This is a genomic window from Siminovitchia terrae, assembly GCF_003605405.2.
Classification (GTDB): domain Bacteria; phylum Bacillota; class Bacilli; order Bacillales; family Bacillaceae_C; genus Siminovitchia; species Siminovitchia terrae.
Map to the genome: position 1 here is coordinate 32,905 of NZ_QYTW02000004.1, position 11,869 is coordinate 44,773.

The window sequence follows — 11,869 nt, forward strand, 5'->3', positions numbered from 1 at the left end:
AGTGGAAATTCCTCCTATTCTTTAGATTGCAATATAATTGCCTCTAATTTAACTTCATTCAGCAGAAGTCTTCCACTTCTGTAAGTGGTGAGATAAATGCGTATTGGTATTCCACTCAGTGGGGATTCAAACCCCGGCTGAATAAAGTTAAAGCCTCCGGCGGATGCCACAGATTTTCAGAGGAAATTTATCGAGTGGAGCTCGATAAAATCTGGGCGCAAATACGCTAAGGCGCATTTGATAAGGATAAAGGCAGTATTTTGGGGGGAGTTAGTTTAATGAACATAAAAACAAAAAGGTTATTGATACGAGAATTTGAATCCAAGGATTGGCAAGCTGTATATGAGTATACATCAAATATTAATGTTATGAAGTATATACCGGAAGGGGTTTTTACTGAAGAAGATGCAAAAGAATTTGTAAATAAAAACAAAGGGGATAAGGCTGAAAAATTTCCTGTAGTACTAATAGATGGGGATATTCTTATAGGGCACATTGTTTTTTATAAGTATTTTGGTGATCATACTTATGAGATTGGATGGGTGTTTAATCCCAAATATCAAAATAGAGGGTATGCATCTGAAGCAGCACAAGCTATTTTAGAGTATGGTTTTAAAGAAATGAACTTACATAGGATTATAGCAACGTGTCAACCTGAGAATATTCCATCAGACCGAGTTATGGAGAAGATTGGAATGAGAAGAGAAGGTTTTTTTAAAAAATGTATTCCAAAAGATAATGAATGGTGGGATGAATATTATTACGCTATTTTAGAGGAAGAGTGGACATGCTGCAATTAGTGACGCGGAAAATTACATTGCAAGGTTTTATGATTTCTTTAATCAACAGAAATGCAGACCCACACATTTGTCCTTATTTAGACTACCTACAAGGGGCATAAAAATTTTATCAAGAAATATGGATTAGTGGATATAGATAATTTAACTGTTAACGTTGGTACCTCTCCATCAGCTAATCATAAAAAGTTAGATGATGGTACTGCTTTTAAAAAGGATGAAATTTATGAAGTTAGCGTTCTTCATAACGAAGCTATAAATGAAGTTCATATAAATTATAGCTATCTTGGGATTTCATTCAATGACCTAGTGATATTCAACGAAACCAGCCAATAGTTGTCAATACTTTTCAATAAAAACTTAAAATGTTTCATGTTATATGCCAAATAATGCGTTTGGAGAGCTTTAGTTTATCTAGTAATTTTGTTAAATCAAGCTAAATCTTGTAATGTTTTTTAAAAGTGCACAGATCCAATGCAAGAGTTTATTAGCACACGCAATTAGGGCTACTTTATATGGGTTTCCTTCCTCGCGTTTCTTATCATAGAAGGCACGTAATCGCTTGTTGCGTGGGATGATTTCGTCCGTCGTTTTTTGTTTACGACAGTCACGAATGGTACATTTAACGGCAATATATATAGTTTGCCTTAGCCTACTTGATCCTTTTTTGGTAATTCGATTTTGAGTACCTTTGATTGTTCCAAATTCAAAGACAGTCGGATCAATGCCTGCAAAGGCAACTATCTTCTTAGGGTGATAATATCTCTCAATCTCCCAATTTCGGCAATAATTGTGGCGGCGATTTTTTCACCTACGCGGGGAGTGAACGGAAAATCTCATATTCTTGAATATTTTTTCTAAAGCATTTATCTCATCCTTAAGCATGGATAGATGTTTTTTGTATTGAAGAAGCATTTGAATATACATATCTAGGCTTAGTATTAGATTGGAATATGAATTCTTCTGAAATGGGTTTTGTTCTGCGGCAGCTAATAATTTTTCGGCCTGTTTATTTGGAAGGAGACTTAAAAAGGAAAGCTGTGGATTAAAATGAAATTAGAGATCACGTGAAGAAATGAAAACAAGCGTGCAAGTGCATTACAAATTATCTAGTGACGATAATAAGAGTATGCACAACTGCTTTATTGAGAGAGAAAACAGAACAAGTGATATTGCCGAGCTTAAGCAGATTGTAAAAGAAACATTAGCGGAACAAATTACTCAAATTGAAGCCGAGTAGGGCTTTTTATAAAGGAGAAAGGGGGACGAGGGACGTCACAGTCATCCCTCTGGCCGTTATTTCAAACGGTTGTAGAAATATTATCACAAGTTTTGGTAATGGGAAATAGGAATATTTCCCTGTATGGGAGCCGAGAAAGGCTTTTTTATTTTGTTTAAAAAAGGAGACGAAAACATGCAATATAATATGAAATACATTATGGAATACATTTTGGAGCGATACTTTTATGAGCGCCGATTAATTATTAGGTGGGGTGGATCACTTTGTAATAGGGTTAATCATTGTAAGGCAACGATTATTTAACTTCATTCAGCAGAAGTCTCCCACTTCTGTAAGTAATGATTATTCCATTCAGTGGGGGTTCAAACCCCGGCTGAATAAAGTTAAATCCTCCGGCGGATGCCACAGATTTTCAGAGGAAATTTATCGAGCGGAGCTCGACAAAATCTGGGCGCAAATACGCCAAGGTGCATTTGATTGGGATGGTCGGTAGCAATATTTTTCAAGAAGAATGCAGCATCAAAGAAGGCTTTAAAAGGGCTATTGAAAAAAGCGGCCATGCTTTTAGTTGTAGTGGTGGCGAATCAATTAGACGTAGTGGCTCGCAGTGGTGGACATTTCATGAGAAACGCAATGATTTTCTTTCTTATTGGTATGGAAGGAATCTCTTTTATTGAAAATCTTGGGCACATGGGCGTTCGAGTGCCAAAACAAATCTAAAATCAGTTGGGCAAGATTCTTCTTTCTAAAACCAAGCAAAACTAGCTGCAATCCATTGTTGATTATCTCAAATCGATTAACGTAGATTCTTCTTTCGCCAATCGGAAGAAGTTGGCGGCCAAACAAGGTATTAAAGACTATACTGGTACGGCCTTACAAAATACGCAGTTGCTTAAAAAGTTGAGAGGATAAATAAGAAAGGCCCTTCTAAATAAGAGGGGCTTTGACTTATTCATCTACTTCACCGTTTTCTTAAAAAAGCTAACAATTAAAATTAAAAATAACAATACTGGAATTAGAACAAGCCAAAAGCTAAAAGCACTTGAACTTGTTGCAAATAGCCCATATAAATAAATAACTATCAAAGAAACGGAAACCAAAAGAATAGTTTCTTCTATAAACTTCACAAACTTATCCTCCTTATCTAAAACATAAATATTCTTTTTCTACAAATGATTACCATTTCCTTTCTTAATTAGTAAATATTAATCACAAAGCGAAAATAACCCGGCGTTGACCGGGCTTTGCTTTTATTGGTATACATTATATTAAAAATCCACTTACTTCACTAGCCAGCTAATTTGGTAAACAAAAAGAGCGTTAAGCCTTTAGGTTAAGCTCTAAATCGATTTAAAAATACATTAATAGCTAATTCGTGAACCTATTTTACTAGGCTAAGCGCAAATTTCAATATCAATCTTCGTCTTCTTCCTGTTCAAATATATCATGTTCACCAATATAGATAAGTCCGAGTGCATGATCAATTCTGATTGGCCATTCATACGGAATGGATGAACGGCTGGATACACCTCTCCAAAAATTAGTCGAATCGGTTTCGAAATCTTGAAACTCTTTTAATAGTGCTTTATAAGACGCACCGTCTAATTGTATATACATTTCTTGCAACCTCATGAAGGCTGTATGTCTAATTTCAAGCTCTGCTGCTTTTTCCATTTCTTCTTCAGTTGCCTCTCCGATAATGGTTCCTGGCGGTGGTAAGGTAGCGTATATATTATCTACTTCTTCTCCCGTTTCGTGTGTGGGAATCAATTTACCACGGATCCGATTAAACATAGAATCAACCCCTAATGATTTTCATCTATTATATATCAGCCTACCAAGTTGCGTAAACTAAATATTCTTTATCTTCAACTTAAGCATCTAAAACCGAAAAACACTTGTATTGATTTTTACTTTAAAAACAAGTCCGACGCTGACCGGGGTTAGTTTTTATGGCGCATATCATATCGGCGATCTTAGTCATAACTGTTGACATACTACATAAAAAAATATACCTGTATAGATTTAGAAAAGCGACGACAGAGCTATTTATTTTTCTAGATTCCTCCTCAATCTCCGGTACTTATGGAGTCTACAATAAAACATTATGAAAAAAGAAACCTTTGGACTTTGTGATTCCGCAGGTTTCTTTTTTGTTATTCTACTTTTTTTCCCGGATCACTAACAAAACACCACTTAAAATCAAAATCGAACCTATCCAAAATGTTACACCTATACTTTCTCCCAACAAAAGCCATCCAAGTAATGTTCCAACAACGGGTTGAAAGAAGAAATATATCCCTCCACTTGAAGCGTTGAGCATTAGTAACCCACGATTCCAAAGTAGAAATGCAATTGCTGTAGAGACTATACCTAAATATAAGAGCCCTCCCCAAATGGTTGGGTGAGTTAGTTGAGAGATATTAATTATGTGTAACCTTGGCAGAACAAAAGGAGTTAACACGATCAATGCTACCAAGGTGGAATAGGTGGTTACCACAATTTGTGAATAATCATTTGGCAAACGCTTTACAAGAACAGACATAAGTGCCCATGTTAAAGCTGCAATAAGAAGCGAGATACCACCGAGTGTACCAGACATATTCAAATCATCAATTCCAACAATGGTAATTACTCCAATTGTCGCTAGGCAAACAGATATTCCCTTTTTTAACGTCAACCGTTCTTTAAGTATTAACCATGCAAAAACTACCATAAACGCTGGTGTTGAAGAAGTTATAATAGCTCCCATTTGTGCTGTTGAAAGCATTGTACCAGTTTCCTGAGTAACAATTGAAATGGCGTAACCAATAATACCAATGGCTATGATTATTAAAAAATAACGTTTTTCGAGTCGCCATTTTTGTTTTGTTATGAATCCGATAATAAGAAGTGTGACAATAGCCACTAAATATCGCAACCATACAAGTTCCAATGGGGGTATGACCGATACTAAAACTTTAACAACAACGTACATGCCACCCCAAATACTAGAAGCTAAAATTAAATATAAAGAACCTAATAAGGTGTTTTTCATTTTTTTTACCCTCCGTTTTTGTTTAGGTCGAATGCCCCTAACGGAGAGATGTAGTCACCTTCCCTCTATTAAGAGCAGAAAAGTGCTACAGGTACATCGTTTTCAAATAATGGGGTCCATAGCATGTTCATTCACCTCCATGACAATGTAAGTTTTTATTAGTATAAAAAATATAATTATAGTAGTAAAGTTAAAGGCACGGCGCTGACCGGGCTTTATAACTACAAAATGGTATGCGCATTCTTTTTTTCTAATAAACTAATCGTAATGGCTAAGGCAGCACCTACTTCATTCCAAGGATCCTTGCTATCTTAAAATATGTTTTATTTTTTTGCACAACAAGAGGTCGCTCTCAACACCCAATGTATAGCTGATTCAAATTAAGAGCAGTGTCCGATTCATACATTTATTCATTTTTAAACAATTATAATTTTACGAATCAGGAGGATTTGAAATGAGCAATTTATTTTCAAAAAGAGAATGAAGAATATAATTTCATTACTTTGCGCTTTTCTTTTAGTTTTTTTGGATTGATATCACCTTCTCTTACTAGCACTGTTAGCGCAGAAACAAATAAGCTTTCAATCAAGGATTAATTTAATTCTGTCCTAAGGAAAGAAGAAAACATTGTTTAATTCAGAAGTTATCAAAGATTGAAGATGAAATTGATGATTTTCTTGATAAAATTCCTTATACCGAGGAAGAATTTGAATCAATATTATGATGGTGAGTATTTATTTTATGATATGGATGCTGAAAAAGGAAGATTTGTATGAAGTTAAACCCAGAAACACGAGGAAATTCAATGCTTACTGTTACAAAAATGATGAATTGCTAGATTTCTTTAACTTCATTCAGCAGAAGTCTCCCACTTCTGTAAGTAATGATTATTCCATTCAGTTGGGGGTCAAACCCCGGCTGAATAAAGTTAAAGCCTCCGGCGGATGCCACAGATTTTTAGAGGAAATTTATCGAGCGGAGCTCGATAAAATCTGGGCGCAAATACGCCAAGGCGCATTTGATTGTTAATAAAGTAGCTGATATTACTTCGATATTGGTTTTGGTATGAGACCTGATCTAACTGGAAGAGGTAAGGGCCATTTTAAATGTAGTTTATTTATATAAAAACTATGATTAAGAAGTATTGTTATTTAAAAGGGGTGGTAGGATGAGTAAGAACTTTATTATATTTGGAGCAAGCCAAGGGCTAGGAGATGCATTTGTAAAAGGTTTGCCAACCAAGGGGGATACAGTGTGGGTGGTTTCACGCACGCGGCCAAGTAATTTAGATATAAATGATGGCGTGAATCGTAAATGGCTTACAATTGATTTATCTAGTCAACAACAAATTCCGTCTTTAATAGAAACTTTAAAAGACATTGCTATTCATATCTTAATTTATAATGTCGGAGTATGGGAAAAGCGTGGTTTTGAAGATGACTATACGTTTGATAAGGATGAAGTTGGAGATATTTCGAACTTAATTAACATTAATTTAACTTCCACTATTACTTATATTCAGGCGCTTTTACCTAATTTAAGACAGGCGAAAAACGGAAAGATTGTTTTAATTGGTTCAACAGCGGGTTTAGATCATACGAATAATGCACAAGTTTCGTTTGTTACATCTAAATTTGGCTTACGTGGTATTACAAATGCTTTACGCGAGCATGTGAGAAAAGATAGGATCTCTGTAACGTGTATTAATCCAGGAGAGCTTGCTGCTGAAGTACCTTATGAAGAAGGTGCAGAAAAGGCAATTAAGTTGTATGAAGGTACACGTATTCCTGTACAAGACATTGTAGCCATTGTCCAATGCATTATGAATCTATCGCCTGTTTCTTGTGTAAAGGAAATTAATATTCCTGCCATAACAGACTTAAATGCATGATTGTATAACATATGAATGCGCTTTTCAGTATATTAAGAAACATTCCGTACTAAATACAGCTCGCATTTTGATCAATCTTTTTTCAAAATGCGAGCTGTTTATAGAATCAATCTTTATTGTAAAGTTGCATCTGTAAATGGAAGTGCTTTGCATGAATAATACCTAGTAGAGGCAGTAACATGTTATGGGAATCAAGCCGTATGATGTTACAGGAGCATGTCCGGTCATTAAATGATTCAAGTGTTGATTCGGTACGTGTCAAAGAGCCGCAGCTGGATGAACAGGAACGGGAGCAGATCAATGAGACTATACATATTGCAATGAAGTTTAACCAATTATTAATTTTTACCATCTGGATTGATGGATTTTTTGAAGAAGTTACATGTGCAGTCCACTACATAAATCAAATTAATAAGCAAATGCACGTTGTTGTATAGCCCACGGAATAGATTTCGGTGCTATTACCAGTGTTGAATTTGCAGAATAGCCCTTCATACAAAGAGGGGCTTTAGAAATAAAACAAGCCCGGTTCTCTGACCGAGCTTTATCTTTTATAAACTAGCATCTACCCACGTATTATTTTTAAGCCCCAATTCATCCCAAAAAACATTCTTTTTAATGCATCATTAAATAAAGGAAAAAGCCTTTAAACCTTGATTTAACAAGGTTTAAAGGCTTTTAATACTAAACTTCTCAGTGGATTGAATTAACGTGAGTAAAACTCAACGATGAATGCTTCGTTAATTTCAGCAGGAAGCTCTGAACGCTCAGGAAGGCGTGACAAAGATCCTTCAAGCTTGTCTGCATCAAAAGAAACGTATTCAGGAACAAAGTTTGTAGCTTCAACTGATTCTTTGATGATGGCAAGATTTTTTGATTTTTCACGTACGCTTACTGTTTGGCCAGGGACTACTTTGTAAGATGGAATATCTACGCGGCGTCCATCCACAAGGATATGTCCATGGTTGACAAGCTGGCGTGCTTGACGGCGAGTACGTGCCAAGCCAAGACGGTAAACGATGTTGTCAAGGCGTTGTTCAAGAAGAATCATGAAGTTAACACCGTGTTTACCTTGCATTTTGCCTGCTTTAACGAATGTGTTTTTGAATTGGCGCTCAGTCATACCATACATATGACGGAGTTTTTGTTTTTCTTGTAACTGAAGACCATATTCAGAATGTTTTTTACGTTGGTTTGGACCATGTTGTCCTGGCGCATAAGGGCGCTTTTCTAATTCTTTACCAGTTCCGCTCAGTGAGATTCCGAGACGGCGGGAAAGTTTCCAGCTTGGGCCGGTATAACGAGCCATAGAAGACTCCTCCTTAGGTTTTATTTTGTTGTAAAATAAAAACCGTTGCGAGAATACAATGCTGGGTATTTTGTTTTCATGTACCATCGCCCTAGCAGCAGCGGGTTACGCGATACACCTCATAGCTTGAGGAACAAAATACGGTCAACAGGATATTCATCAAGGCTGCATTTATTTTACACACAAAGAACATTATAGGGTTCGCTCCCAAAAAAGTCAAGGATGTCTTGGAAATTCAATTTTTACAGAGCTTTTAGCAAAATAGGCAAAAATCTGTCGAGTTATTTTCGCAGGAAATCAATCAATTGAAGCCGAATTTAGTAAGTAAAGTTGAGTCCGTGTGCCTATTTGCGAAATTGTTCATTAAAGGATTGGACAATGTTTCAAAAGGGAGGTCCTGCAATGTCCGGTCAAGCAGGAATAGCAAAACAGTCGATTATCGAAGCGGCTATTGAATTGTTCACAACCAAAGGTTTCAAGGGGACGACGATCCGCGATATCGCAGGTCGGGCGAGATTGAACTCGGCGAACATTTCATATTATTTTCAGGGGAAGCAAGGGCTACTGGAGGCATGCCTTGTCAGTTTTTTTGAACCATATTTAACCTTATTGGAAAAGGAAAACAAGAAGGTCGCATGGGAAGATCCGGAGATCTGCTTTCACAGGGCTATCAGGAAAATCCTTGTTTTTCAAAGTGATCATCATCTGCTTACCCGGTTTGTCTGGAGGGAAATCACGATTGACTCACAGATTTCACGAGAAATAATATCTTCTTATTTGATGAAAGAAAGGTATTATTTCAAAGAGCTAACATCCGCTGTGATAGGGGAACATCATTCTGCGCTACCTGTCAGTATGATAATTATCCAGTTAAAAGGAATGCTTTCTACACCTTTTTTAAATAGCCATTACATCAGTGAGGTTTGGGGAATGCATCCGAAGGAGCCATATTTTATAGAAAAATATTATGAATCGATCATTGACTGGCTGCAAGAAGCTTTGAAGGTTCAAAAAAGTGATATGCATGCGGATCGGCCTCCTGCACCAGCTATCAAGACTGTCTGAAAAGTTGCCGTCTCAAATTTTTGAGGGGCAATTTCTTTTTTGTGTGTAGGAAGTAATAAAATACCTAAGTCACTAAAATGATGCTTGAGCAGCCGACGTACAGGAAGTACTAGTGCAAGCGAAGCGGCAGGATGTTGCGTTCCGTGCCTGCGGAGTATCGGCGCAAGGATTAAACAATTGCAGTTGAAGGCAAGCTACGCCTTTCAGCACTCGTCTAGCTACAACGCTCAATGACTAGCAGACTTCCTCTTCTTACCTACAATTAAGCCAACATTGATTCGCCATTTGCTCCTCGTGTTGTCCGGCTGCGATTGCCATCAGCGCAAGGATTAAGCCAAACGCTGTTGACGGCAAACTACGCCTTTCAGCGTTCGTCTAGCTTTGCGCCGATAAACAGGCACTCTCCGCTTTTCTTTTTCCTTTATCTTGTCAGGACTCGCCCTCTGTACGTCGCTAAACGAGCGTTTTCGCTTTTCTTTTGTCTAGCCCTTGAGGTTATAAAACTGCCCGAGAAATGCCTCCTCAGCAATGTTCTTATGTCTGTCGGGATTAAGCAAGGCGTTCTCGTATTTTCAACTCAGTCTATACGTCGATAAACAGGTACTTACGCTTTTGTTCTTTAGATTAAGTTATATTTTTTGTATAAATGCAAAAAAACGAAGAAAAATTGCATTTATGCGTCAAAAAATGTCGCTGTCATGGTATCATAGAAAGACATAACTGACTATTAATTTGTTTGATATACATAGTTCTTGCTGAATGATGGAAGGAGCAGGGGACAGATAATGAAATATGGTGTTGAACTCGTCATCAGTGCAATCATTTTTATCATAATAATTTTCATTATTGGATATACAATTAGGAAAAAATATTATAAAGAAATCGACAAGCTGGAAGCAAAAAAAATGGAAACGATGAACCAGCCTGTGGTTGAGAAATTGGCTAAGGTCAAACAACTGAATATGACGGGGAAAACGGAAGAAATGTTCGAAGAATGGCGCAAAACATGGGACGATATTATTACCGTCCAGTTTCCTCATATAGATGAACTTCTTTTTGATGCTGAGGAGTATACTGATAAGTTTAACTTCAAAAAAGTGAAAGAGGCTCGCGATCAAATTGAAGGTGAACTGGTACAAATCAATCTGCAGATGCAGAAGATCCTCGATGAATTAAAAGAGTTGACCGACAGCGAGGAAAAGAGCCGGACGGATATCGAGAGTCTGAAAGAAACATATGGGGCGGTCAAAAAGAGTCTGCTTACAGAATCTCATACTTTTGGTGAAGCAAGAAAGAAGCTTGAAGAACAGTTAGAATCTGCCGCTAAAAAAATCTCAAAATATGAGACGTTAGTTGAAGGCGGAGATTATATTGAAGCGCGCAAAGAGGTTGTTTCACTGTCGGAGGAGCTTGAAATTCTTGTTTACAGGGTGGACAAAATACCAGATTTGCTCACAGACTGCCAAACCATCATACCTTCGCAAAAAGATGAGCTTCTTTTAGGTTATAAAGAAATGCAGAAACAGGGATATGTTCTCGATCATATTCAAATGGAATCTTTGATGGAGAAAATGGAAGAGGAATTGAAGACATACAAGGACTTCCTGATCCAGACGGAAGTTGATGAAGTGGCTGATGGATTGGATGAAATAAAGGAACAGATTGAAGTGCTTTATGATCTTCTGGAAAAAGAGGTTTACGCAAGACATTATGTCCTTCAGAAGAACGAAGAGACCGGAGCCTATTTGAACAAACTTAAAGAAGCAAACGAACAGCTTAAATCTGAAACAGAACTGGTCCAGGAGAGTTATCAACTTTTCGATAATGATCTTGATGTGCCCCAGAATCTCGAAAAAAGTTTGGGCCAGCTTATGAGGCGGTATGAACTGCTAGAAGGGAAAATCCAGGAGGACCAATTAGCTTTTACTTCGTTAAGCGAGGAGTTAAATGAAATTGAAAGCGGGTTGGAACAATTGGAAACAAAACAGCATTTGTTTGCGGAACGTCTCCAAAGTTTGCGTAAGGATGAATTGGAGGCCAAGGAAAAAATCGCTCTTTTGAAACGAAAAGTCAGTGATATCGTCAGGCTTGTCAAAAAAAGCAGGATGCCTGGTCTTCCAAGTGATATTGAATCCCTGTACGAGCAGGCTTCTGAACAAATCGAGGATGTTTTCAGAAGTCTTTTGGAAAAGCCGCTGAATATGAAATCAGTCCAAAGCCACTTGTATGAGGCAACCGACACTGTCGATCATTTGTACAGCCGGACGGAGGAGCATATTGAAAACGCCCGCCTTGCCGAACAGGTTATCCAATATGGGAACCGATACAGAAGTCAATCTCCTCAATTAAGAGAGGATCTTGAGAAGGCTGAAAAGGCATTTCGAAATTACGAATACCGTTCATCTCTCGAACAGGCTGCTGCCGCGGTTGAAAAATTGGAGCCCGGCGCTTTGAAAAAAATCGAAGAAATGTTCAACGAAGAAATCCACGTTTAATATTTTGGAAAAAGAGCGTTTCGAATGAGGCGCTC

At 37.5% G+C, this 11,869-nt stretch carries 13 protein-coding genes and 2 pseudogenes; 10 read left to right on the forward strand and 5 right to left on the reverse strand.

Annotated features, from left to right (window positions below; all coding sequences use genetic code 11):
• Positions 1 to 278: 278 nt before the first annotated feature.
• Together D5F11_RS06180 and D5F11_RS06190 are read left to right on the forward strand one after the other, a co-directional pair.
• A complete protein-coding gene (locus tag D5F11_RS06180) occupies positions 279 to 800 on the forward strand; it encodes a GNAT family N-acetyltransferase (RefSeq protein WP_120115491.1) in 522 nt (173 codons plus the stop codon).
• A 126-nt stretch (positions 801 to 926) separates the two neighbouring features.
• Entirely contained in the window at positions 927 to 1,133 is a 207-nt protein-coding gene (locus D5F11_RS06190) for a hypothetical protein (RefSeq protein ID WP_120115490.1), read from the forward strand.
• Between the two features lie 90 nt (positions 1,134 to 1,223).
• On the opposite strand, the pseudogene D5F11_RS27280 reads toward D5F11_RS06190, so the two are convergent.
• Positions 1,224 to 1,793 (reverse strand): annotated as a pseudogene (locus D5F11_RS27280) (transposase); the annotation flags it as partial.
• A 497-nt stretch (positions 1,794 to 2,290) separates the two neighbouring features.
• Between D5F11_RS27280 and D5F11_RS06200 the strand changes: the two are divergent.
• The 3 genes and pseudogenes from D5F11_RS06200 to D5F11_RS06210 form a co-directional block, all read left to right on the forward strand.
• On the forward strand, positions 2,291 to 2,530 hold the full coding sequence (locus tag D5F11_RS06200) for a hypothetical protein (protein ID WP_126646512.1): 240 nt from the start codon (positions 2,291 to 2,293) through the stop codon (positions 2,528 to 2,530).
• Entirely contained in the window at positions 2,515 to 2,757 is a 243-nt protein-coding gene (locus D5F11_RS06205) for a phage holin family protein (protein ID WP_120115488.1), read from the forward strand. Before D5F11_RS06200 ends, D5F11_RS06205 begins: the two co-directional genes overlap by 16 nt.
• Before the next feature lie 54 nt (positions 2,758 to 2,811).
• Positions 2,812 to 2,949: pseudogene (locus tag D5F11_RS06210) on the forward strand (DUF3597 family protein); the annotation flags it as partial.
• 44 nt (positions 2,950 to 2,993) lie between these two features.
• Here D5F11_RS06210 and D5F11_RS26030 read toward each other — a convergent pair.
• The 3 genes from D5F11_RS26030 to D5F11_RS06220 all read right to left on the reverse strand — a co-directional run bounded on the left by D5F11_RS26030 (position 2,994) and on the right by D5F11_RS06220 (position 5,074).
• Positions 2,994 to 3,164 carry a hypothetical protein gene (locus D5F11_RS26030; RefSeq protein ID WP_185830530.1) on the reverse strand — a complete coding sequence of 57 codons (171 nt, stop codon included), beginning with the start codon at positions 3,162 to 3,164 and terminating at the stop codon, positions 2,994 to 2,996.
• A gap of 286 nt (positions 3,165 to 3,450) precedes the next feature.
• Positions 3,451 to 3,831: a hypothetical protein gene (locus tag D5F11_RS06215; protein WP_120115487.1), complete on the reverse strand. Its 381-nt coding sequence runs from the start codon at positions 3,829 to 3,831 to the stop codon at positions 3,451 to 3,453.
• A 367-nt stretch (positions 3,832 to 4,198) separates the two neighbouring features.
• Positions 4,199 to 5,074 carry a DMT family transporter gene (locus D5F11_RS06220; RefSeq protein WP_120115486.1) on the reverse strand — a complete coding sequence of 292 codons (876 nt, stop codon included), beginning with the start codon at positions 5,072 to 5,074 and terminating at the stop codon, positions 4,199 to 4,201.
• A gap of 741 nt (positions 5,075 to 5,815) precedes the next feature.
• Between D5F11_RS06220 and D5F11_RS06225 the strand changes: the two genes are divergently transcribed.
• The 3 genes from D5F11_RS06225 (at position 5,816) to D5F11_RS06235 (ending at position 7,402) form a co-directional block, all read left to right on the forward strand.
• Positions 5,816 to 6,103: a hypothetical protein gene (locus tag D5F11_RS06225; RefSeq protein ID WP_126646513.1), complete on the forward strand. Its 288-nt coding sequence runs from the start codon at positions 5,816 to 5,818 to the stop codon at positions 6,101 to 6,103.
• Positions 6,104 to 6,242: 139 nt separating this feature from the next.
• Positions 6,243 to 6,965, forward strand: a complete 723-nt coding sequence (locus D5F11_RS06230) for an SDR family NAD(P)-dependent oxidoreductase (RefSeq protein ID WP_120115484.1) — start codon at positions 6,243 to 6,245, stop codon at positions 6,963 to 6,965.
• A gap of 179 nt (positions 6,966 to 7,144) precedes the next feature.
• The gene (locus D5F11_RS06235; RefSeq protein ID WP_120115483.1) at positions 7,145 to 7,402 is read left to right on the forward strand and encodes a YolD-like family protein; all 258 of its coding nucleotides are present in this window, start codon (positions 7,145 to 7,147) and stop codon (positions 7,400 to 7,402) included.
• A 269-nt stretch (positions 7,403 to 7,671) separates the two neighbouring features.
• Here the strand turns inward: D5F11_RS06235 and rpsD are convergent, their stop codons facing one another.
• Positions 7,672 to 8,274: a 30S ribosomal protein S4 gene (rpsD, locus tag D5F11_RS06240; protein ID WP_120115482.1), complete on the reverse strand. Its 603-nt coding sequence runs from the start codon at positions 8,272 to 8,274 to the stop codon at positions 7,672 to 7,674.
• Between the two features lie 402 nt (positions 8,275 to 8,676).
• Between rpsD and refZ the strand changes: the two genes are divergently transcribed.
• Positions 8,677 to 9,339: a forespore capture DNA-binding protein RefZ gene (gene refZ / locus D5F11_RS06245; RefSeq protein WP_120115481.1), complete on the forward strand. Its 663-nt coding sequence runs from the start codon at positions 8,677 to 8,679 to the stop codon at positions 9,337 to 9,339.
• Positions 9,340 to 10,124: 785 nt separating this feature from the next.
• Entirely contained in the window at positions 10,125 to 11,834 is a 1,710-nt protein-coding gene (gene ezrA, locus D5F11_RS06250) for a septation ring formation regulator EzrA (protein ID WP_120115480.1), read from the forward strand.
• Positions 11,835 to 11,869 lie beyond the last annotated feature (35 nt).